General features: G+C 62.1%; 17 protein-coding genes. 10 read left to right on the plus strand and 7 right to left on the minus strand.

The genetic code is table 11. From position 1 onward, the window contains the following. Window positions 1-65: 65 nt before the first annotated feature. A complete protein-coding gene (locus AC1DXO_RS17815; protein ID WP_476979522.1) occupies window positions 66-2,084 on the minus strand; it encodes a polysaccharide lyase family 7 protein in 2,019 nt (672 codons plus the stop codon). A 373-nt stretch (window positions 2,085-2,457) separates the two neighbouring features. Between AC1DXO_RS17815 and AC1DXO_RS17820 the strand changes: the two genes are divergently transcribed. After that, entirely contained in the window at window positions 2,458-5,355 is a 2,898-nt protein-coding gene (locus AC1DXO_RS17820) for a M16 family metallopeptidase (RefSeq protein WP_476979523.1), read from the plus strand. Window positions 5,356-5,380: 25 nt separating this feature from the next. Here the strand turns inward: AC1DXO_RS17820 and AC1DXO_RS17825 are convergent, their stop codons facing one another. After that, window positions 5,381-7,282: a hybrid sensor histidine kinase/response regulator gene (locus tag AC1DXO_RS17825; RefSeq protein ID WP_476979524.1), complete on the minus strand. Its 1,902-nt coding sequence runs from the start codon at window positions 7,280-7,282 to the stop codon at window positions 5,381-5,383. Further along, entirely contained in the window at window positions 7,275-7,997 is a 723-nt protein-coding gene (locus AC1DXO_RS17830) for a response regulator (protein ID WP_476979525.1), read from the minus strand. The genes AC1DXO_RS17825 and AC1DXO_RS17830 overlap by 8 nt, the downstream gene beginning before the upstream one ends. A 226-nt stretch (window positions 7,998-8,223) precedes the next feature. On the opposite strand from AC1DXO_RS17830, the gene AC1DXO_RS17835 reads away from it, so the two are divergent. Then, window positions 8,224-10,644: a TonB-dependent receptor gene (locus AC1DXO_RS17835; RefSeq protein ID WP_476979526.1), complete on the plus strand. Its 2,421-nt coding sequence runs from the start codon at window positions 8,224-8,226 to the stop codon at window positions 10,642-10,644. A 54-nt stretch (window positions 10,645-10,698) separates the two neighbouring features. On the opposite strand, the gene AC1DXO_RS17840 is transcribed toward AC1DXO_RS17835, so the two are convergent. Both AC1DXO_RS17840 and AC1DXO_RS17845 read right to left on the minus strand, forming a co-directional pair. Then, window positions 10,699-11,466 (minus strand): 3-keto-disaccharide hydrolase, encoded by a 768-nt coding sequence (locus tag AC1DXO_RS17840; protein WP_476979527.1) that lies wholly within the window; start codon window positions 11,464-11,466, stop codon window positions 10,699-10,701. Between the two features lie 92 nt (window positions 11,467-11,558). Continuing rightward, window positions 11,559-12,563 (minus strand): LacI family DNA-binding transcriptional regulator, encoded by a 1,005-nt coding sequence (locus AC1DXO_RS17845; protein WP_476979528.1) that lies wholly within the window; start codon window positions 12,561-12,563, stop codon window positions 11,559-11,561. Window positions 12,564-12,814: 251 nt separating this feature from the next. On the opposite strand from AC1DXO_RS17845, the gene AC1DXO_RS17850 reads away from it, so the two are divergent. The 6 genes from AC1DXO_RS17850 to AC1DXO_RS17875 are packed head-to-tail and all read left to right on the plus strand — an operon-like array spanning window position 12,815 to window position 18,803. Continuing rightward, entirely contained in the window at window positions 12,815-13,249 is a 435-nt protein-coding gene (locus tag AC1DXO_RS17850; RefSeq protein WP_476979529.1) for a c-type cytochrome, read from the plus strand. 11 nt (window positions 13,250-13,260) lie between these two features. Further along, the gene (locus AC1DXO_RS17855) at window positions 13,261-13,830 is read left to right on the plus strand and encodes a gluconate 2-dehydrogenase subunit 3 family protein (RefSeq protein ID WP_476979530.1); all 570 of its coding nucleotides are present in this window, start codon (window positions 13,261-13,263) and stop codon (window positions 13,828-13,830) included. After that, window positions 13,827-15,524, plus strand: coding sequence for a GMC oxidoreductase (locus AC1DXO_RS17860; protein ID WP_476979531.1), 1,698 nt, complete (start codon window positions 13,827-13,829; stop codon window positions 15,522-15,524). Before AC1DXO_RS17855 ends, AC1DXO_RS17860 begins: the two co-directional genes overlap by 4 nt. 26 nt (window positions 15,525-15,550) lie before the next feature. Further along, complete coding sequence (locus tag AC1DXO_RS17865; protein ID WP_476979532.1) at window positions 15,551-16,384, plus strand: sugar phosphate isomerase/epimerase family protein; 834 nt, start codon at window positions 15,551-15,553, stop codon at window positions 16,382-16,384. A 5-nt stretch (window positions 16,385-16,389) separates the two neighbouring features. After that, on the plus strand, window positions 16,390-18,123 hold the full coding sequence (locus AC1DXO_RS17870; RefSeq protein ID WP_476979533.1) for a GMC family oxidoreductase: 1,734 nt from the start codon (window positions 16,390-16,392) through the stop codon (window positions 18,121-18,123). Then, window positions 18,120-18,803, plus strand: coding sequence for a gluconate 2-dehydrogenase subunit 3 family protein (locus AC1DXO_RS17875; RefSeq protein WP_476979534.1), 684 nt, complete (start codon window positions 18,120-18,122; stop codon window positions 18,801-18,803). Before AC1DXO_RS17870 ends, AC1DXO_RS17875 begins: the two co-directional genes overlap by 4 nt. 317 nt (window positions 18,804-19,120) lie before the next feature. Here AC1DXO_RS17875 and AC1DXO_RS17880 read toward each other — a convergent pair whose 3' ends face one another. Beyond that, entirely contained in the window at window positions 19,121-19,840 is a 720-nt protein-coding gene (locus AC1DXO_RS17880; RefSeq protein WP_476979535.1) for a FadR/GntR family transcriptional regulator, read from the minus strand. Window positions 19,841-19,842: 2 nt separating this feature from the next. Continuing rightward, complete coding sequence (locus AC1DXO_RS17885) at window positions 19,843-21,543, minus strand: GH39 family glycosyl hydrolase (RefSeq protein ID WP_476979536.1); 1,701 nt, start codon at window positions 21,541-21,543, stop codon at window positions 19,843-19,845. 194 nt (window positions 21,544-21,737) lie between these two features. On the opposite strand from AC1DXO_RS17885, the gene AC1DXO_RS17890 reads away from it, so the two are divergent. Further along, entirely contained in the window at window positions 21,738-22,313 is a 576-nt protein-coding gene (locus AC1DXO_RS17890; RefSeq protein WP_476979537.1) for a hypothetical protein, read from the plus strand. 166 nt (window positions 22,314-22,479) lie between these two features. Beyond that, entirely contained in the window at window positions 22,480-23,745 is a 1,266-nt protein-coding gene (locus AC1DXO_RS17895; RefSeq protein WP_476979538.1) for a calcium-binding protein, read from the plus strand. The last annotated feature ends 18 nt before the right edge of the window (window positions 23,746-23,763 follow it).

Consider the following 23,763-nt stretch of genomic DNA (forward strand, 5'->3'; position numbering starts at 1 on the left):
CTGCAACCGAATTAAGGCACGAATATATCCGGTCCGCAAGATGACGCCCGATTATACGACCCCGCTCACACGACGAGGAAGTCTGAGATCAGAACGGCCGGCCGAAGGTCCAGTTGCGCAAACGCCACCTGCGCCGCGCCGCCGACGCCGTCCGCATCGTAATACAAGATACCGCTGGCCGCGTCATAGATGATATGCTGGCTGGCAGTGGTGGCCGCTGTACTGACCGTAAATGCGCCCGAGTCCAGTACGCCGGCATTCAGACTGCCGAAGACCAGGTGATCCAGGACGATAAGGTCCCGGTCGGATTTGAAGTCGGAGATCAGGTCGATATTCGCGCTATCCGGCGATGTATCGAACAGAAACCTGTCGACCCCGCCGCTGCCGTAAAGCGTGTCGTTGCCCAGGCCGCCGGATATCACATTATCGCCCGAATTACCCCAGATGTGGTTATCGAGCGTGTTGCCATATCCGTTGATCGCGCCCGTCGATTGCAGATATAGGTCTTCGATATTGTCGCCCAGGCTGAAGGTAGCGGTCGCCCGGACGACGTCATAGCCTTCATTGGCGTTCTCAATCGCCAGGTCGGCGATATTGTCGACCACGTAGGTATCGTTGCCGAGTCCACCGTTCATCGTGTCCTTGCTTGCGCCGCCGTCCAGAAAATCGTTGCCGTCCAGTCCCGACAGCACATTATGGGCCGAGGTACCGGTAAGTGTATTACCAAGGGCATTGCCGATGCCGCTGATGCCGCTCCCCGTCAGGTACAGCTTCTCAATTTGATCCGGCAGGCGGTAGGACACGCCGCTATAGACGACGTCCTTGCCTTCCCCGCGATTTTCGATGACCAGATCGCTCTTGGAATCGACGTAGTAGGTGTCGTCGCCGCCCATCCCCCGCAACGTGTCGGCCCCGATGCTGCCGTCGAGACTGTTGTTGGCGCTGTTGCCCATCATGAAATTGTCGGCGCCATTGCCGAAGCCGTTGATATTGCCCGTCCCGGTCAAGATGAGGGTTTCGACATTCTGGCCCAGTACGTAGCTGATCGAAGCATTGACGGCATCAACCCCGCCCAGGCTGCCGGACAACGTCTCAAGAACACGATCGCCGGCATCATCAACGACATAGGTGTCGTTGCCATCGCCGCCGGTCAGGGTGTCGGCGCCTGCTCCGCCGTTAAGTCGATCATTGCCGTTGCCACCGTCGAGGTCGTCGTTGCCGTCGTTTCCATTGAGCAGGTCATTGCCGTCCTTGCCGTTCAGGCTGTCGTCAAAACCGCTACCGCGCAGCGTGTCCCGCAGAGCGGTGCCCGACACATCGGCGGCGCTGTTGGGCGTGCCGGGGTCGACCAGACCGCCCAATCCCTGGCCACTTGTATGCGCGAAATCCAGGCCGTAAAAGGCAGTTTCGCCGATGCCGGTTGCTGTGCTTTCATTGGCGCCGAGATAGACTCCGGCTTTGAAATACAGCAGATCGTTCGCCCAGATACTATTGACCACGCTACTGGCAATATAGATATTGCCGTCGGCCCACAGGGTTAGTTGTACCGTAGAGGCGCTCACCTCGATCTTGTAGGAAAATATCTCACCCAGATCTATCTGCGGCGCCTTGCCGGAGGAATCGCTGAAGGCGAACTTGAGACTGGTATTGCTGGAGCCCGCCTGATCGTTGACGAAATAGACCTGTCCGTTGTCATAATAGAGCCGCACCAGTTCATTGCTGATGCCATGAACCTGCCCGATAACCAGCTTGACGGGGGTACCGTCACTGGCCGTCGGGCACTCGTTAACCGACAGGGTCGCGGTCATTGTGCCGCCCTGGGCCGGCTTCCATCCCGCTTCCTGACCGAGAGCCGCCATTTCGCGCAATTCCGACCGGGCATAGTTCGACCCGCTGGTCGTAGCGCCGTCGGTCTCGGCCGAGAAGGTCATGGCGCCATCGGCGGCTGTGTGAAAATGGATCGGGTCGGTGAAGCCGATCAGGCTGTTCACGTCGATCGCCTCACCGGTATGGAGGCCGTTGGCGTCCACGGGAAGCGTCAGCTTCCATTTCGTCAGATTAAACAGGTCAGATAGAAACGCCATGAAACGCAACTCACACCAGAAAAAAATGCCGCCCCGACCGTTCTTACAAGTTACTTATTATAAATGTACGAATTAATTATGTAAATTTTATGTTCACTAAAAGTGTAATTTAGTTGATATTGGCGTTAAGATTCTCGAATACTGGAAACACGTGCCCGTGATATTCGGTGATATTCAATATAATTGACATAGCTGTCAAATTTTTTGTCGTATGTTGCCTGCCGGTACAAGGCACTGGTTTTGCTGGGTCAATTCGCCGCTATAAAATTCCTGGCCTGTCATACCGGCGCGGTTTCAAAAAGCTTTTACCTCGGACCCCGTGATGTTTATAACCGGCATCAGGTTTGCGCTGGTCACGGTGTTGGGGGATTTTATGATGAAACTGTCGCGTGGCCTGGTGCTGGCCCTGATGATATCGACGGCTTTGGCGCCGGCGATCGCGGCTGCCAAACCCGCCGCCGTCGCGGTTCCGACCGTCAATACTCCCTCTTCCAACCCTTTGGCCGTGACCTGGCCCCAGGACAGCAGCGACATGGCGCCCGATCCGGCAGCGCGCTTCGGTCGCCTGCCCAACGGCATGACCTATGTCATCTACAAGAACGCCACGCCGCCGGGTACCATCGCCATGCACCTGCGCATCAATGCCGGTTCGCTGATGGAAAACGACAATGAGCGCGGCCTGGCGCACTTCGTCGAGCACATGGCCTTCAACGGCTCGCGCAACATCCCGAAGGACGAGTTGCTGCCGCTGATGCAGCGTCACGGCCTGAAGCTGGGGCCCGACGCCGGCGCCTTCACCCTGCCCAACAAGACGGAATATGTCTTCGACCTGCCATCCAATGACGAGGAGTCGGTCGATACCGCCCTGCTGATCGCGCGTGAAATCTCCGGCAACCTGCTGTTCGACGAAGGTGCGGTCGAACGCGAGCGTAGCGTCGTGCTGGGCGAGGAGCGCCTGCGCCAGAGCCCGCTGCAGGACAGCCAGACGCGCTGGCTGGCTGCCGCCTTTGCCGGCCAGAAATACGCCACGCGCGGCAGTCCTATCGGCTTGGCGCAGATCATCCGCAACGCGCCGCGCCAGACCGTTGTCGATTTCTATCACGCCTTCTATCGGCCCGAACTCACCACCCTGATCATTGTCGGCGACGTCGATCCCGATGCGGTCGAAACCAGGATCAAGAGCCGTTTTTCCGACTGGACCGGCGAAGGCCCGGCGCGGGCCGTCGATTTCGGCGCCTATCGCAAGAAGGGCGTTGCGGCCATGGCCGAACAGGCGGCCTCCTTGCCCGACACCGTGACCGCGGCCTGGTTCCGGCCGCTGACCGGAAAGGCCATGGGCGTCGCCGAAACCGACCAGGTGATGCTGGACGTCATGGTCAGTTCGATCCTTACCCGGCGCATTCAGTATTTCGCCCAGAAGCCCGAGGCCGGCCTGGTCGGCGGCAGCGTCGTCGTGCTGCCCATTGCGAAGACGGCCCTGGTCACCCAGGTATCCGTCATACCCAAACCGGGCCGGGGCGCAGACGCCCTGACCTATACCATGCGCGCCGTGAAACAGGTGACCACCTACGGCGCCACCCAGAGCGAGATCGACGAAGCCGTCAAGACCTTCGGCGGCGTCTTTCAGGGGCAGGTCTCCGGCGCCCGAACCCGTACGAACGAAGCGATCATCGAGAACATGGTCTCCAATCTTGACGTCAATTCGGTCTTCACCTCGCCGCAACAGGATCTGGCCTGGTTCAACGGCTTCAAGCAGAGACTGACGCCCGACGTCGTCAAGGCCCACGCCCAGGCCATGTTTTCAGGTGACGGGCCGTTGCTGGAACACACGGCCGAAGACCTGGGCGGTTTCGACGCCAAGGCGCTGAAATCGGCCTACAAGGCTGCCATGAAGGTCAAGGTGCCGGCCTTCGGATCGGCCGACGCCAAGGACTGGCCCTATACCGATTTTGGCCCGATCCAGACGCCAGTGGCCGAACAGGCCCGACCCGACTTCGGCTTTACGCGCTATAGCTTTGCCAACAATGTGACACTCAACCTGATGCCGACCCAGTTCAAGGACGACGAGGTCAAGGTCAGCGTCGCTTTCCGCGGCGGCCTGCAGACCCTGGCGCCGGACAGCGACGCGCCCGTCGGCATGACGGCCTTCTATGCCGCCCTCGGCGGCTTCCTGGGCGGCGGTACAGGCAAGCTGGACCGGTCGGAACTGAGCCAGACCCTGGCCGGCCAGACGGTCGAGGTCAACTACAGTCTGGGTGAGAACGCCGCCACGCTGGACGCCACGACGACGCGCGGTGACCTGACGACGCAGCTTCAGCTGATGATGGCCTTTGCCACCGACGCGGCCTACAATCCCGATATGTACAACCAGATCCAGGGCGCACTGCCGGCGGTCTATACCCAGCTGACGGCGTCGCCCCAGGGCATACTCAATGTCAACCTGGCCGCGGCGACCCATGCCGGCGACAAGAGATTTCTTTTTCCGGATCTGGCCCAGGCCCAGGCGGTGCCCTTTGAGGCGGTGCGCGACCTTTTGAAGGCAACCCTGGCCAATGCGCCAGTCGAGATCACCCTGGTCGGGGATTTCGATCCGGCGGAAGCATTGAAGCAAGTCGAGCTGACCTTCGGCAACCTGTCCATGACGCCGCAAAACCCGAGGCTGGCGGTGGGCGGCGACATCGTCCATTTCCCAACGACGGATCTGGACCGAACCTATTATCACAACGGTCGTGCCGATCAGAGTCTCAGCCTGGTGGCCTGGCCGCTGCCGGACGAACTGAGCGACAGCCAAAGGTCACGCGGCCTGCAGGTGTTGGCCGAGATTCTCAATGCGCGGGTCTTTGCGCAGATACGCCAGCAACTGGGCCAGGCCTATGACGCCAATGCGACCCGCGAACAGTCGGTGACGTTCAAGGATTACGGCATGATGCAGGTTTCGGGCTCGGTGGCTGCCGGGCAAGACGGCGCCTTCCGCGATGCGGTGGCGGCGATCGTCAACGACCTGCAGGCCCATCCGGTGACCCAGGACGAACTGGACCGGGCGCGCAAGCCGCTGCTGGAACGCTGGGAGGACCAGCAGAAGGATAATGGGCACTGGATTTCGGTGGTACCGCATCTGGTCGAAGATCCTGCGCGGGGGCAGGCCGAGTTGCACAAACGCGACGAACTGCTGGCTGTCACGCCGGATATGGTGATGGCCTTGGCCAAAGCCTGGCTGGTCGACGCCAAGGCCCTGCACATCAAGATCCTGCCACGGCCGGCGAAGCCCTGATATATTTAATGGCCTGAGTAGCTGACTATACCGATTGCGGTTCGCTCAACGCGGCCAGCAACGCCCGTACGCCGGCCGGTGTGAACGGCTTTTCGAGATAGGGGCGCCCTGCCTTGGCCAGGAATGTCGCCGCCGCGTCGCCCAGGGTATCGCCGGTCACAAAACCGACCCGTTGCGCCAGGGCCGGGCGCTGCTCGCACAGCCAGCGATACAGGGCCGGACCGTCCATGCCCGGCATGCGCAGGTCGGACAGGATGACGTCGTAATCGCCCTGGGCCAGTAGATCTTGCGCTTCGGCGGCAGCGGTCACCACATCGACGCGAAAACCCTGGCGGGTCAGCATTTCGCCCAGGGTCTCGCCGACCTCGGGCTCGTCATCGACCACCAGGGCGCGGCCGCCGGAAGGACCTGTCGTGGCAGCGGCGACGTCGCCATCACCTGCTGCCTCGCCATTGACCGGAAGCTCGATCACGAAGGTAGCCCCAGGTCCCGGCAGGTCCGTCAGGCGCAGGCTGCCGCCGTGGGCTTCGACGATGCCGCGCGAAAACGACAGGCCCAGCCCCGTGCCCATGGCATGCGCCTTGGTGGTGAAGAAGGGATCGAAGATACGGCTGCGAACATCCGCCGGCACGCCCGGGCCGCTATCGGAAATCTCGAAACGGACAGTCCCCGGCGTATCGCCCCAGGCGGTCCGCAGGCGAATCTCGCGCGGTTCCGACTGATCCTGCATGGCCTGCTGCGCATTGATCAGCAGGTTGACCACAACCTGGTGCAACTGGTCCTTGTCAGCCGTGATGGTCGGCAGGTCGGCCGCATAGTCGGTGGTCAGGGTGATGCCGGCGGTCCGGATACCGTAGTCGGCCAGATCGGCGGCGGCCATCGCAATGGTCTCGAGCCTGACCGGGTTGCGCTCGGGTTTCTTTTGCCGCGCCATGGCCAGAAAGGTCTGGACGATGCGGGCGCAGCGTTCGGCGGCTGTACGGATCTTGGCCACGCGCGCGGCGTGGGGCGTACCGGCGCAATCCTCTTCCAGCATCAGCGACTGGCCGACCACGGCCGACAGCGGATTGTTGAGTTCGTGGCTGACCCCCGCCAGCAGCGAGCCCAGGGCCGTCAGTTTCTCCGCCTGGTGCAGGGCTTCGCGATGACGCTCGATCTCGGCCTCGGCCTTGCGGCGCTCGCTGATGTCGATGAAAACCCCGCCAAGATGGGTGATCTCGCCGTCGCTGTCGCGCACCGGGAAGCGGACTGCCATGGTGTCGCGGTGGCCATTGGGCAGGTCGAACCGCTCTTCGCTGACATAGGGGGCGCCGGTCTCCAGGATACGGCGGTCGCTTTCCGCAACCTGGCTGAGTGCCGCGGGGCCGAGTATCTGCTCGACATGGCGGCCGACGATTTCGTTGACGGGCTTGCCCAGGGCCGCGGCCATGAATTCATTGGCGACCAGATAGGTGCCACCCTTGCTTTTCAGGTACATGGCCGCCGGTGCGTAGTCGAGGAAGGCGGTCAGGCGCGCATTGCTTTGGGCCAGGGCGGCTTCGGCGGCGCGCTGCTCCGACAGGTCGCGTAGCGAGGCGCTGAACAGGCGCCGGCCGCCGGCGACGATCTCGGTGATCGCCAGTTCGACCGGGAACAGGCTGCCATTGGCCCGCATGGCGTCGATTTCTATGCGCTTGCCGACAACATGGGGCGTGCCCTCGCTCAGGTAGCGCGTCATGCCGGCCTCGTGGGCGCCGCGCAGATGCGGCGGGACGATCAGGTCGCCGATCGGCTTTCCAAGTACGTCGGCGCGGCGGTATCCGAACATGTCTTCGGCGGCCGGATTGAATTCCAGCACCTTGCCGTCGATGTCGATCATGATGACGCCGTCCAGCGACGACGCGACGACGGCCAGCAGCAGGGGATCGAACAGGTGGGGCTCAGCCATGGAAGGATTCTCCTGCCGGAACAAAGACATAGCCGGCGCCGCGCACGGTGCGGATGGCCTGGGGGGCTTGCGGTTCGACCTCGATCTTCTGGCGCAGGCGGGTGATGCGCGTGTCGATCGAGCGGTCGAAGGCCTCCATCTCCTTGCTATGCGCCAGGTCCAGCAGTTGATCGCGCGACAGGACGCGGTTGGGATGGGCGGTGAAGGTCTGCAGCAGGTCGAATTCCATGGCGGTAATGGCGATCTCGCTGCCATCGGCGGCGAAGAGGCGGCGCAGGTCGAGATTAAGCACGCAGCGCCCGACGCGGATTTCGCGAGCCAGGGTGGCGGCCGGCTGTTCCGGCTTGGCGGCACGGCGCAGCACGGCGCGGACGCGGGCCAGCAGTTCGCGCAGGTCGAAGGGTTTGATGATATAGTCGTCGGCGCCAATCTCCAGCCCGACAACCTTGTCGACGCTGTCGGAATTGGCGGTCAGCATGATGATGCCGATGGGTCCCATTTTGCGCAGTTCCCGGGCGATGGTCAGGCCGTCTTCGCCGGGCATGCGGATATCGAGCAGGACCAGGTCGACCGGGCGTTCCGCCATGATGGCGCGCAATTGCGCCCCGCCGTCGGCGCCGGTGACGGCATAGCCCTGGCGCAAGAGATATTCCTGCACGGTTTCGCGCACGATCTCTTCGTCATCGACGACAACGATGTGAAAGTCTGAAGACATGGCCCGCCGGTTCCATCGGGGCTTTTATCCCCGTCATACGGTTTTCCCCGGATGCGCTATGACTGTCAACCTGCGTTATCTGGATATTGGCCGGTGGGGACAATAAGCTGTGCACCGCTACATGTGTGGCCGCCGCGACACATCATAAATCTGTGCAGAAACTGACGGGTTTGTGTCGCGCATCGCCCGTATCCCGACGGCTCCACGTCCTCCCCCGGAGCTGTTCATGTTTGTTTCCAAATTTGTTTTCAAATCTGGCCGCCTGCGCGCGGTCCTTCTTGCCGCCAGCGCCATCGGCCTGACCGCGGCGCCCCACGTCCTGGCCGAGGATGCGCCGGCACCCGACCAACCCGCCGCTGAGCAATCTGCCGCTGATGGCGCGCAGGAAGTCGTCATCACCCTCAAGCGTTCCACGCGTTCATCGGTCGAACTGAGCGGCGGCGAACTGCAGAAGATCCTGCCCGGGATCAATCCGCTGAAAGCCATCCAGACCCTGCCCGGCGTGCTGTTCGAAACGGCCGATCCGTGGGGCAATAACGAGCAGAACGAAACCCTGTTCGTCCACGGTTTCAGCCTGCAGCAACTGGGCTACACCTTCGACAACGTGCCGCTGGGCGACCAGCAGTACGGCAACTGGAACGGCCTGTCGGTATCGCGCGCCGTGACCTCCGAAAACGTCGCCCGCGTCCAGTTCGCCTCGGGTGCGGCCGGCCTGGGCGTCGCCTCGACCTCGAACCTGGGCGGCGCGGTTGAAACCTTCTCCGCCGATCCCTCTGCCGATCGCGGCGGCGTCTTTTCCGAGACCCTGGGCAGCTACAACACCAACCGTACCTATCTGCGCCTCGACACCGGCGATTTCGGCAACGGCAATGCCGCCTATGTTTCGATCCTGCACCACGACGCCAAGGCCTGGGATTTCAACGGTCACCAGAAGGACGACCAGCTCAATGCCAAGTTCGTCCACACCGGCGAGAGGGGCAAGCTGACCGCCTATCTCGATTACCAGACCAAGGTCGAGCCGAACGAGGATTCGGTGGTTCACGTGGGCACCAATCCCGCCCCCTATGTCCGTCCGTTCCTGTATCCGGATTATGCCGCCGCCCTGGCCTACCTGTCGCCGACCGGCGCACCGCCGGCTGCCGACGGCAACAATTTCCACAACTATCACAGCGCCGCCCAGCGCGAAGACGCCCTGGCCTATGTCAAGTACGACTATAAGCTCAGCGACGACATGAACTGGTCCAACCAGGTCTATTATCACTACAATTACGGCCGCGGCATTGTTGCCGGCCCGATCAACCAGGCAGGCCTGCCTGGCCTGTTCGCCGTCTATTATCCCGGTCCGACCGGCGAAACGGCGACCGACCAGGCGCTGCGCCTGAAAGCCTTGTTCGGCGGCACCGGCTGGGCGGTACGCACGACCGAATACCTGATCAACCGTTCGGGCCTGATTTCAACCTTCAACTGGCATACCGGCGACCACGATATCGAAGCCGGCCTGTGGTACGAAAAGCTGTTTTCGACCCAGCATCGCGCCTGGTATCCGTTCACCGAAGCCAATAACGACCTGACGCCCTACGACATTCCGACGGGTAAGAACTTCAACCAGTATTACGGCCGCTTCAACGTCTCGGTTCTGAACCTCTATATCCAGGACCAGTGGCGCCTGACCCCGAAGCTGCGTCTGCAATATGGTGTCAAGGCCACGTCGCAGACCGGCAAGGGCTTCTTCCCGATCAATCAGGTCAATGCACCGACCAATACCAACCCGATCCACTATCCGGAAGGCACGATCAAGACCAGCGAGGCCTTCCTGCCGCAGGCGGGTGTTGTCTATGACCTGACCGCCAATGACCAGCTGTTCGCCGATGCCCAGAAGAACCTGCGTCACTTTATCGTTTACGGCGCCGGCGGCTCGGCCTGGAGTCTGGCCAACCCGTCGGCCTTCGACTATTTCAAGGATAATGTGAAGCCGGAAACCTCGTGGACCTACGAAGCCGGCTGGCGCTTCCACCACAGCTTCGACAACAGCCTGATCAGCGGCTTCGACGGCCAGGTCAATGCCTACCATGTCGACTTCCAGAACCGCCTGCTGTCGATCAGCCCGACCCCGGTCATCCTGTCCCTGGTCGCCGGCGCCGCCGTCCTGACCAATGTCGGCTCGGTCAAGACCGACGGTCTCGACATCGCCGGCACAGTCCGCTTCGGCAAGCACTGGTCGTTCTACGACGCCGTGTCCTACAACAAGTCGACCTACCAGGAAGACTACATGTCCGGCACGACGACGGTTCCGACCGCCGGCAAGGCCGTCCCGGCCAGCCCGGAATGGATGAACAAGTTCGTGCTGTCGGCGAATTACGGCCAGTTCGATGTCCAGCTGTCGGGCGACTATGTCGGCGAACGCTTCGCCACCTACACCAACGACCTGTCGGTCGACGGCTATTTCCTGACCGGCCTGCAGGCCAGCTACCGCTTCGATCTGCCTGATAACTCGCCGCTGCACGCCGCCAAGGTCAGCCTGAACGTCACCAATCTCGGTGATATCAAGGCGACCTCGACCCTGGTCGTCGGTGCGGCTTCGGGCACCTACAACACCTATCCCATGCCGCCGCGCATGGTCTTTGTCAGCGTGACGGGCCGGTTCTAATAATATTCTGAGCCGTGAAGACGAGAAGCCCGGGCATCGCGCCCGGGCTTTTTCTTACAGGCTGCGGATCTTGATATTGCGGTACCAGACATGGAAGCCGTGGTCCTGCAGCGCGATATGGCCCTTGGTCGCGATGCCGAATTCCTTCATTTCCTTGAACTTCGAAGCAGCAACCTGTTTCCGCCAGGCATCGTCGCCGTAAGACGATTCCGCCGTCTTCACGCCGTTCAGCCAGTGTTCGATATGACCGTGGTCGACCAGGATGCGGGCGTGGTTCCAATGGCCGACGGGGGCGGTGACGTCCTTCGGCGGCGCCTTCATGTCATACAGGGCGCCGGCATTGTGCGTTGGAATCTTGCCGTCGGGATGGCCGGCATTGTCGAGGACCTGCATTTCGGGTCCAGTCATATAAGGGTTGCTGGCGTCGGGCGTTTCCTTGACCATGTACAGGATGCCACTGTTGCCACCAGGCGCGATCTTCCAGTCGATGGCCAGTTCGAAATTGTCGTATTCGTCGACCGTGATGATATCGGCGCCACCCATTTCTTCATTGGCGTTGAGCAGTTCCATGGCCGCACTGTCGATACCCCAGGACGGTTCGATGGCGCCGCCCTTATACAGCCGCCACTGGCTGGTGTCCTTGCCGTCGAACAGAAGTTTCCAGCCCTGGGCTTTTTCGGCTTCGGTAAGGGTGTTGAAAGGGGCGGCAGCTTCCGACGCGGTCGCCGGCGGGGTGACCGCGGCGCTGTCGGTAGCAGCGGGTTTGGTGCACGCCGTCAGGGCGAGGGCAGCGGCGGACACGAGCATTAGGGATTTGAACATGGGGCCTCTCCTGAAGCGCCCGTCTGACGCGGGCTGTTGTAATCGATTACACATGCTGGCAGGTTCGTCAAGGTGGTGATTCAAGGCGCAGGTTAAGCGAAGGGCGCGGTGCTTTCGCGCACCACCAGCTCGTGTCCGAGCGTCAGATTGACCCGTTCGGTGGCGCCATTGTCCATGATGTCGACCAGCAGTTCGACGCATCTGCGGCCGATCTCGCGCATCGGCTGGCGCACAGTCGTCAGGGCAGGGGCCGAGAAGCGCGACAGGCGGGCGTCGTCGAAACCGACCAGCGACATATCGGCCGGACAGGTCAGGCCGGCGCCGCGCAGGGCGTGCAGAACGCCAAACGCCATGTCGTCCGAGAAACAGAAGATCGCTGTCGGGCGCGGCATCGCGGCGATCAGGTCTATGGCCACCTGGGCGCCGGATTCGATCGAATAGTCGCCAGTGGCGAGCGTCAGCTGATCGGCAAAGCCGTGGGCTTGGGCGCTGTCGTGTACGCCCTGCAGGCGGTCGCGGCTGATCGGGCTGCGCATGTCGCCGGTGATGATGCCGATACGGCGGTGGCCCAGGCCATATAGATAATCCATGACTTCGCGCGCCGCGCGGCTGTTGTCGATATGGACCGAAGAGACGTTCACGGTATCGCTGAACTCGCAGCCATTGACCACGGGGGCTGAGGCGCCCTTGCGTTCGATCAGGTTCTGCAGCGAAGTCGGCAGAGTATGGCCGAGAAAGATCAGGCCGTCAGCCTCCTTGCGGCGCAGCAGGCTGGCATAGGCTTCCTCGCTGTCGCCGTGAAAGCCGACATCGCCCAGCAGGACGGTATAGCCGGCGGCCAGGGCGGCTTCTTCGACGCCGCGGATAATGTGCGAAAAGAACGGGTTGGCGATATCGGGTACGGTGACGACGATGCGTGAGGTCTTCAACGTGCGCAGCGACTTGGCCATCTGGTTGGGCTCGTAACCCAATTCGTCGACGGCGCGCCGCACCTTTTCGGCGACGGCGGGCGAGACGTGTTCGTAACCGTTCAGGACGCGCGAAACCGTGGCGGTCGACACATGCGCCAGTTTTGCAACATCCTGGATGGTGGACATAAAGTGCCTTGCGACCGTCTCAACTCGGGCTACGCCCCGGTGCGCAGCCTTATGTCTCCATAAGGTGATTGGTACTGACCTGTCATGCAAATTTCACAGGCTAGTGTAAAAAGCGGCCTGTAAGCGCTTACATCGGTCTTAAATTTGTGTTGATCATGATTGTTGAAATCGATTACAAATTATGCCATCACTTCCTCCAACGCGAAAATCAGCCGGTGGCGGAGACCACGGCGACAGGGCAGGAGACCAATATGAAACGATCCATGGCCCTGGGCCTGGTGGCATGCGCCGTGGCGGGTTTTACGCTGATCGGACTGACGGCCCCCGTGACCCCGGCCGGCGCAAAGGCGCCCGTGCCCGTCGATCCCGCCGTGCTGGCCGTTGGTGAACGCGCCTTCGCACAATGCAAGGGCTGCCACAGCATCGCCGCCGACGGCCGCGACGGTGTCGGCCCCAACCTGTACGGCGTCTATGGCACCAAGGCCGGCAGCCATTCGGCCACCTTCAAATACAGCGCGGCGATGAAGGCCTCGGGCCTGACCTGGGACGAGGCGGGGCTCGATACCTTCCTGACCGGACCGTCCAAGGCCGTGCCGGGCACCAAGATGCCCTATCGCGGCCTGGCTGATCCCGCCACGCGCAAGGCCTTGATCGCTTATATCCGTGTCACATCGAGCGCCAAATAGGGAGAACCTTCATGAGTCTTCTGGATCGCCGCAGTATCGTCACCGGCATAGCCGCGATGATTGCTGGGCCGCTGGTGGCGCCCGTCGCCCGCGCCATGCAGGCCGACGTCATAAGCCCGAAGGACGGCTTAGACGTTGTCCATCCGATCTTCACGCCCGACCTGCGCGCCCTGACGGCCGCCATCAGCGAACGTATCGTGCCGACCACCGACACGCCGGGCGCCATCGCCGCCGGTGTGCCGGCCTTTATCGAGATGATGCTGGCCGACTGGCACACGCCCGCCGAACGCGAGTTGATCGTCACGGGCATGAACGACGTCGATGCCTTCGCCCAAAAGACCTACGGCAAGCCGTTCGGCAAGATAGACGCCAAGCGCCAGGACGCCATCCTGACCCTGGCTCAAGACAAAACCCTGCCCGGGATCGCGCCGGACTTTTTCGAACATCTGCGCCAGATGGTCATCTACGGCTATTACAGCTCGGAGATCGGCTGCACGGTCGAGCGCATCTATCTGCCGGTGCCCGGTCGTTATGACGGCGCCTATCCCTATGCCGAAGTCAAAAGGGTGTTTGCGTCATGAGTGCCAATTATGAGTTCGATGCCATCGTCATCGGTTCCGGCATCAGCGGCGGCTGGGCGGCCAAGGAACTGACCGAAAAGGGCATGAAAGTCCTGATGCTGGACCGTGGGCGCATGGTCGAGCACAGTGTCGACTATCCGCACGAGGGCCAGGGGCCGTGGGAACTGCCCTATCGCGGCGACACCCCGCCGGCCGTCGTCGAACGCGACTACCGCATGGCGCGCTATGGCGGCGCGGCCCAGTCGGCGGTGAAGGACTATTTCAACAACGACCGCCTCAACCCCATCGCCTTCGAAGAGAGCACGGACTTCCGCTGGGTACGGCCGGGCATTGTCGGCGGCAAGTCGATCATGTGGGGCCGCGTGTCACTGCGCTATGGTCCGCAGGATTTCGAAGCCAATGCCAAGGATGGCCACGGCAATGACTGGCCCGTGCGCTATGACGACATCGCCCCCTGGTATTCCTACGCCGAATCCTATGCCGGGATCGCGGGATCGAAGGAAGGCCTGCCGCAACTGCCCGATGGCGAATTCCAGCCGCCGCATCCGATGAATGTCGCCGAAACCTGGTTCAAGGACAAGCTGGAGACGGCTATTCCGGGCCGTAAGGTCATCCCGACGCGCGCCGCCAACATGACCGAGGACAAGCCCGAACAGGGACGTTCGCGCTGCCAGAACCGGTCGCAGTGCAACCGCGGCTGTTCGTTCGGCGCCTATTTCTCGACCCAGGCGGTGACCCTGCCGGCGGCGCGGGCGACGGGCAACCTGACCCTGCTGTCCGATACGGTGGTGACGTCGCTGGAATACGACCCGAAGACCAAGCGGGTGACCGGCGTGCGCACCATGGACGCCAACACCATGGTGCCGAAGGTCTACCGGTCGCGCATCGTCTTCCTGTGCGCCTCGACCCTGGCGTCGGTGCAGATTCTGCTCAATTCCAAGCTGGAAGGCTCGGACAAGAGCTTTGCCGACACCAGTGGCAAGCTCGGCAAATACGTCATGGACCACGTCATGCTGACCGTGTTTTCGGGCAACCTGCCGGCCGGCGTGCACGCAGACCTGATTGAATTTGGCCGCAAGCCGCAGGGCGTCTATATTCCGCGCTTCCGCAATATGGATAACCGCCAGGACGCCGACGCCGACTTCGTGCGTGGCTACGGCGCGCAGGGCGGGGCGCACCGTACTCCGGCCTGGGCCCAGGGTTTCGGCGCTGGCATGAAGGAAGGCCTGCGCAAGTACGGCCCGTGGTCGATCGGCTTCAATGTCTTCGCCGAATGCCTGCCCTATATCGACAATACGCTGAGCCTGCATGGTTCCAAGGTCGACCGTTACGGCGTGCCCCTGGCTGTGTTCAACGTCACCTTCCGCGAAAACGAGCGCAAGATGATGAAGGACGCCGCCATCCAGGGCGAACGCATGATGCGCGCTGCCGGACTGGTCGATGTCGCAGCCAGCGAAAAGCCGCATATTCCGGGCGATGCTATCCACGAAATGGGCGGGGCGTGCATGGGCAAGGACCCGCGCACCTCGGTGACCAATGGCTGGAACCAATTGCACGACGCGCCCAATGTGTTCGTCACCGATGGAGCGGCCATGGCCTCGACATCCTGCGTGAACCCGTCCCTGACCTTCATGGCCTTTACGGCGCGGGCGGCCGACTACGCCGTCAAGCAGGTCAAGGCGGGAGTTATTTAAGACTAATTTTTTGATTGGAAGCTCTTATGAACTCGTTCCTCTCACGTCGTGTTTTGTTTGGTGGCCTGGCCGCCGCCGGTCTTTTGGCCACCGCCGCCGATGCCAGGAAGGCTCGCAAGGCCGTGGCCCGTCAGCCCTATAAGCCGATCGGCGTCCAGCTCTATACGGTGCGCGACGCCTGGAAGGCCGACCCGCTAGGCACCTTGCAGATGATCCGGGCGCTCGGCTTCGACCAGGTCGAGATGATCGGCCTGAACGGTCTGGCGCCGGCGCAGATCAAGACCTGGCTTGACGGTCTCGGCCTGACCGCACGATCGGGACATATGGGCGACTGGACCACACGCGCCGAAGCCGCCATGGACGATCTGGTGAGCTTGGGGGCCTCTTATGCCGTCGTGCCCTATCTGCCCGACGACCAGCGCAAGGAATGGGAAGCCTTCAGCGCCAAGCTGAATGCGCTCGGCGAACTGGCCAAGGCGCGCGGCCTGAAACTGGCCTATCACAATCATGACTTCGAATTTATCCCGACGGCAGATGGCAAGCTGCCCTTCGACATCATCCGCAGCCATACCGATCCGAGCCTGGTGTGGTTCGAACTGGACGTCTATTGGGCGACCCATGGCAAGCAGGACCCGGTCGCCATGCTGAACCGCGATCCGGCGCGTTATCGCATGCTGCACCTGAAGGACATGAATACGGACGGCTCAATGGCGCCGGTCGGCAAGGGCACGATCGACTTCCGCAAGGTACTGTCGACGGCGCACAAGAATGGCGTCGAATTTGTCTTTGTCGAGCATGATAATCCGGTCAATCCGTTCGACAGCATCAACCAGAGCATCAAGTATCTGAAGTCGATCTAAGGTTGATGGCGAGCCAGGGGACAAAACCGCAGACAGCCAAGGTCGCGGCCATCGACGTCATCATCGTCGGGTCGGGCGCCGGCGGTGCCATGTCGGCCTATGTCCTGAGCCGCGCCGGTATCAACTGCCTGATGCTGGAAGCCGGACGCGACTACGATCCGCTCACCGAAACGAACATGTTCGGCACCGCGCAAGACGCACCCCTGCGCGGCGGCGGCACGCCGGACAAGCCCTTCGGCTATTACGACGCCACCGTCGACGGCGGCTGGCAGGTGCCGGGCGAGCCCTATTCGATCGCTGCCGGCAGCGATTACAAATGGTGGCGGGCGCGTATGCTGGGCGGGCGCACCAACCATTGGGCGCGCCACGTACCGCGCTTTGGACCTTATGATTTCAAAGGCTATTCGCGCGATGGCCACGGCGTCGACTGGCCGATCTCCTACGATGACGTCTCGCCCTTCTACGACCGCGTTGAAAGCCTGATCGGGGTGTGCGGCGGCGAGCTCAATCTCGAAAACCATCCGGATTCGCCGGCCGGCATCTTGCATCCAGCACCCAAGCCGCGCGTGCCGGAATTGCTGATCGCCGCGGCGGCCAAGTCGCTGGGAATTCCGTGCGTGCCGACCCACACTGCCGTGCTGACGCGCGACATGCCGGACAAGGACGCGCCGCGCAGCGCATGCTTCAATGCCAGCGATTGCGGCCGCGGCTGTTCGATCGGTGCGGCGTTCCAGACGACGACGTCTCTGCTGCCCATGGCCAAGGCGACCGGCCGGCTGAAAATCGTCACCGACGCCATGGTGTCACGCGTGCTGCTGTCGACCAAGAATACCGCGGAGGGCGTAGAATATGTCGATCGCAAGACCGGCCGGCGGCATATCGTCAAGGCGCGGGCGGTGATCCTGGCGGCCAGTGCCTGTGAAACCGCGCGCCTGCTGCTCAATTCGAAGACGCCGGAACACCCGAACGGCCTGGCCAATTCGAGCGGCCAGGTCGGGCGCAACCTGACCGACACCACCGGGGCCAGCACCGAAGCGCTAATCCCCGGGCTGGAAGGCCGGCCCTATTACAACGAATTCGGTATCAATTTCGCCCACATGTACATTCCGTGGTGGCTGTACAAGGAACAACTGGCCGGTCAGCTCGACTTCCCGCGCGGCTATCATTTCGAGGTCGGTGGCCGCTTTGGTCCGCCGGACACGGGTACCGCGACGTGGAACCTGCCCAAGGTCAATGGGCCCGAACTGAAGGCTGCCGTGCGCCGGACCAAGGGCACGACCCTGCACCTGACTGTGCGCGGCGAGATGGTGGCCAATGAGCATTGCTACGCCGAGATAGATAACGACGTGAAAGATCGTTTCGGCATTCCGGTCCTGAAATTCCACTGGCAATGGACGAAGGGCGAACTGAACCAGATCGCCCACGGCCAGGCGACCGCCAAGGCGATCTTCGCCCGCATGGGCGGCATCGTCACTGAGCCCGACCGGACACCGGAAGAGGCGATCAAGGTCGGCGGCAGCATCATCCACGAAGCCGGCAGCGCGCGCATGGGCGCCGACCCGACGCGCTCCGTCACGGATCAGTGGCAGCGTTGCTGGGACGTGCCGAACCTGCGCCTGCACGACGCGGCCATACTGGCTTCCAACCCGCACAAGAACCTGACCCTGACCATCATGGCCCTGGCCATGCGGTCCTGCGAGCATCTGGCGCGGGAACTGAAGACGGGAAGTGTGGCATGACGATTTCGCGGCGTGATACCATAGCCTGGATGTTGGCCGCTGCGGCCGTGGCCGGATCGGCGCGCCCGGCGATGGCCGAAGTTGCGACGCCGGCGATTGGGCCGATCGCCCTGTGGCCGGTGGTGAAGCTGCCGCCGCTGACGGGTGCTGGTTATGGCACCGATCCGGACACGATCAATCCGAAGGCGCCGTGGCCATTGACCCTGGCCAAGGCGCATCGTGAGCTGATCAATGTGCTAGGCGATCTGATCCTGCCGGCGGACGAGCTGTCGAAAGGGGCAGGGCAGTGCGATATCGCCGCCTTCTTCGACGAGTGGATCAGTGCGCCCTATCCTAGCCAGCAAGACGACCGGCCGGGCTTTATCGGGCTGTTCCTGTGGCTCGATGCGCAAAGCCGGTTGCTGACGGGCGCGGAATTTGTGCGTGCCGGCGTTGATATCCAGACGCGGATTTTGGATGGGTTGTTGAACTATGCCGGTGTACCCGTTGAGGCCGGCGATGCCTTTGCGTGGTTCCGTGTGCTGATGATCCATGGCTATTACAGCATGCCGGACAATCTGGCTGTGGCCGGATTGGCGCCGGAAGAGCCGATCCTGGGCGCGTACCCAGGCCCGAGCGACGAGGCGATGGCGCATTTGCACGCACTGCTGGTGTCCTTGAACCTGCCGACGTATAGCTGATTACCAAAGCGCTTTTGAGTTTCACAAATACTGGTTCATTGCATATCAGGTAGTCCTCCACCGCTTGCGGGGGAGGTGCCGCTGAAAGCGGCGGAGGGGGGACTCCGCAGGCATGAAGAACCCTGAACGCTGCCGATAAAGTGCGATGCAGCAAGGCTAGTAGAAGTTTGATTTTTTAGATGCCCCCTCCGCCGCCTTCGGCGGCACCTCCCCCGTAACGCCCTGCGGGCTACGGTGGAGGACTGGCTTTATTGCAGATTGATGGAACAGTAAGAGCGATAGCTCCCGGCCGCCGTTGGTTCTTGAAAAATTCGCGTTTATTTGCGTTCATTCGCGGTTCCAAACCCTTCCTGATGCATCAACACCAGCACATTATCGATCAATGCCTGCATGGCCGCAAACGCCTCGGCTGGGCGGCTGTCGAAGATGGCGCGGGCGACGACGTCATGGTCGGCGGCGCAGGCGTGGTGGTGGTCCTTCAGGCTGCTGGTCCGCCGGATGCTGTAGGTCAGGGCCGTGGCGATAAAGTCGCGCATGTGCAGATGGAACGGATTATGCGTCGCCGCCAGGACAGCAACATGAAACGCGATGTCCGCAGCCAGGCCGTCTTCGCCCAGGCGTTCGGCTTCGGCCATGCGGGCCAGGGCCTCGGCGATCGCGCCCTTGTCGATCGGCGTCGCGTGGATGGCAGCCAGTCGGGCGGCATTGGGTTCCACGCCCAGACGGAATTCGGTGAAGTCGATCAGCGTGCCGAGCGAAAACTCGCGTTCCAGCAACCAGCGCAAAACGTCGGGATCGAGCAGGTTCCAACGCTCCTCCGGCTCGATGCGGATGCCGATCTTGGGCCGCGATCGGATCAGGCCCTTCGAGGCCAGCATCTTGACGGCTTCGCGCGTTACCGTGCGGGCAGCGCCATAGGTTTCGGACAGGGCCAGTTCGGTCGGAAACGGCACGTCTTTGAACCGCCCGGTGACGATGCCCATGCCCAGGTCCTGGACGATGCGCATGGTGACGCTGACATAGTCACCGGCTGACATGGTTATTCGACAATCAGCAGTGTGACGCCCTGGCGCGGGATACGCAGAGAGATTTCGCCCGTGCCTGTCTTGTCCGAATTCACCGTGACAGCCTGTGGCGTCATTACCGAAGCCGTCTCCATGGCAGCATATTGCGTCGGGTCGGGCGATTGCGGGCTGCCCATCTTTTGCCAGGCGGTGAAGGCATTGCCGTGGTCGCGGTCGACCAGCCATTGGGTAGCAGTTTGGCTCTTCAACTTGCCAAGGCCGCTCAGGTCCAGCGTGACCAGGGCGTCGGGGCCGGCGACGTCGTCATCATGATAATGCCAGACCAGGACGGCGACCTGGCCCTGGGGTGTGCGGGTGGCCAGGACGCCGATATCGGGCGCGGCGGTGACGCCCTTGGTCATCACATCATCGAGCGCGATTTCGGCGTCGGAGGTAGCGGTGACCTGCGTCGGGCCCAGCTTGGCGAACAGGCGGAAGACATTGAGCACCGGCAGGTCGACGCCGTTCGTCGCCAGTTGGCGGTAACCGGCGAACCACGGCTGGCCCTCGAACTCGAAGGCCCAGGTCAGGGCGCCATCCAGCTTGACGTCGTGGCGCCCGGCCAGCTGCCAAACACGAGCAAAGCTGGCGGCGGTATAGCTGCCGTACAGGGTGCCATTGCGATAGGCGTTTTGCGGGCCGGGGCAGGCGGCGCAGCCTTCCGGATCGCTTTCGCCGATGACGATCGGTTTGGATTTGAGCTCAGGAATGGCGGCGATCTTCGCAAAGCCGGAATCGACGGCCTTCAGTTGCGCCTGCATGCCCATGCGGACATGGCCGTCGACCACGGCGGGCGAACCCTTGGCGTGGAAGCTTAGGAAATCGGTTGGCGTACCGGTTTCACCCGTGGCTGAGTTGGTACCCGACACGACGTGTTTCAGGAAGGCGTCCATGAAGACGCCGCCCGAACCCGCCACATCCGGACCGCCGACGCGGGCCTCGGGGAAGGCGCGACGTACGCCCGCTATGGCATAGTCGTGCGTCTTGTTGAACTCGTCCTGGGTGCCGCTCCAATAGACCGACAGGTTGGGCTCGTTCCACACTTCGAAATACCAGGTGGCGACCTCGTCGCGGCCATAGCGTTCGAGATTGTGCTTGGTCCACTGGTAGGCCAGTTCCTCCCACTTGGCATAGTCGGTCGGCGGAGCGTTCCAGCCGCCTTCGATCCGGTAGCCAGCTCCCGGCTGCCAGCTATGCTGATACGGTATGTCCTTCGGCGCCGACGACAGGGCCTTGGGCATGAAGCCCAGTTGCAGATACGGGTGGACGCCGCGCGCGATATAGCTGTCGATAATGGCGTCGGTTATGGTCCAGTCATAGACGGGCTTGCCCTGGGCGTCTTCGGTATAGGCATTGGTGCTGCCCCATTTGAAGGCAGGTGTGCCGTCGCCGGTATTGAGCATGTTGTGGGCGCGGAAATAGATGGCGCCCGGGCGAAGTTCTCCCAGGTGCGTCATCAGCTTGCTTCCGTCCTTCATGGTGGCGTAGTTGGGCTCATCGGCGCCGAAAAAACGCCAGATCGGCGGCAGGTCGCCGACCGGCTTCGACGCATCGACCGTGATGTGAACGGCGATCGGTGCGGCATCGGGGAGGGTACGGTCCTGCGCAAATGCCGGTGAGGCGAGCAGGGCGGCAAGGGCCGCAATAGCCGCCGAAACTTTGGGCCACTTAATCATCGGGCTTCCTTCCAGGTGCAGCCGTGTCGCTGCTTTGCGCAGTTTTGTATTACAAAAGAAACACGCTGTCCATCTCATGCGGGGGAAACGCAGTTTCAACTGCGCTCACGCCCTGCCGGCGCATCGTTTGTTGTCGACATCCTCATCGACGGGCCATAGGTTGGGCGACGAACGTCAACCTGTGTGAAGGCATTATGCTGGGTCCTGTAATGTCGGCCATCTGGGTGTTTGGTTCGCGGCTGTTGCGGCCGGACGATAAACCCGCGGCACGCCTTCACAGCCGGCCGGCGAGCGCACCCGATGACGAGGTTGTCGATGACAATGGCTTTGTAAATTCGGTTTGCGTCTATATGCATAAGGGCAGGGCCTACCTCCCGAAATCCGCCCGGATCAGAAATGGCGCATCGGTCCAAATAGAACCGGTCCTGACTGTCGATCTGGTCGACCACGATGCCTTTGTTGCCGCGATCGCGACTCAACTGGATCAAAGGTTGATCCTGGAAAAACCTCAGGAGGACAACCACCACAAACTTCTGGCGCGCCTGCCGCTACGCTCATGGCGTCAGGTCTACCGGCAGATGGGTTATTACACGCTTCTCCGATGGACCGACCGCTGGACGATGGACACCTGGAAGAAGGGCTTTAACGGCCGCGGCTTCGAAGGCGACGACACCTTGCGCCTGGAGCTACCGGGTGACCTGACCGTCGAAGAGGCTGCACAACGGTTCCATGACTATATCGACCGCGCTGAGCTGCAGCGCGCAGGTTAGGCCTGCGGTTCGGCCGGAGACGACCCGTCTGGGGCGACCTGAAACCCATGCAGACGGTTGCATAGGCTATAAAACACAATCCACATCGTAAATTTATCTGACCGGCGACAACACTTGTCCTGACAGTAGGCATTTACCTTTTCACCGCCTGGACGAGGGTTGGAAGATGGCCATATATACGGGTACGATTTACGATGACACGCTGGCCGGCACGCAGTTTGCCGACGAGATCTACGGCCAGGACGGCGACGATTTCATCCAGGGGCTGAGCGGCAGAGATACCCTCTTTGGCGGGGCGGACCAGGATTATATGCACGGCGGCAAGGGCGACGACGAGGTGCACGGTGACGCCGGCGATGACAAGCTGTACGGAGGTGATGGCTGGGACTATCTGTACGGTGGCGACGGCCTGGACGCGCTGAAAGGCGAGGACGGCAATGACGTGCTGATCGGGGGTGCGCGACATGACGCCTTGACCGGGGGCGCGGGCCAGGACACCTTTCTATATACCGCACTGACCGACAGCACCTATGGCGATGTCGATATCATCTATGACTTCGAGCACGGGATCGACAAGATCGACCTGCGGGCGCTGGGCTATACCGGTTTCACCGCCGGCACAGCCTCGGCGGCGGAACTGCGCATCGCCTATAGCGCGGCGTCGGACCGGACCTATCTGCGCGACGATCATTCCGATTTCGAGATCGCGCTGAAAGGCGATTATCGCGGCGTCGTCGACAACGGCGACTTCCGCTTTGCCGTGCCGGGCGTCAGCGTCGGCTATTACGAAGCCGTGATCGGCTCGGGCAGCCATAACCCGGCCTATGCCGCGCCGATCAACAACCTGGGTTACGACGCGGTCAGTCTCGACAACCTGCGAAGTGCCGACCTGGCGGGCCTCAGCGCTGTTTTCCTGCTGAACCAGAGCAATGAAGGCTATCCCGCCGAATTGCTGGCCGCCTTGCCCGCCCTGGCCGACTATGTTGCGCACGGCGGGGTGCTGATTATCCATGACGCCTTTGTTGACGGCGCGGAAAGCTTGCTGCCGGGGCTGACGGGCGAGGACATCGTGCGCAATGTCGATGACGGACGCAATGTCGATTTCGTCCATGACGGCGGCCTGATTGCGCAGGGGCCGGGCGGCCATCTGAACGACTCTTCGCTTGATCAGGGTTACTATTCCAGCCACGGATACACGCTGGACGCCAGCCTGGGCAGTGACGTGGTGCGTGTCCAGACGACGGGCGACCCGTCGCATATCGTCAGCTTCGCCTATGCCTATGGGCTGGGCGCCGTCTATTATTCTTCCATTCCGCTCACCGCCTATCTGCCGCTGGCCAATGCCGATGACCTGGTGCTGGCTATGCGCGCCTATGCGGAAAACGTCATCGGCTGGGCCGTGCAAGGGCACCACGATCTCGATCTGTTGTAGGACTGGAATAGGTCCGGC

The sequence above is a fragment of the Asticcacaulis sp. P2_C5 genome (assembly GCF_056404555.1).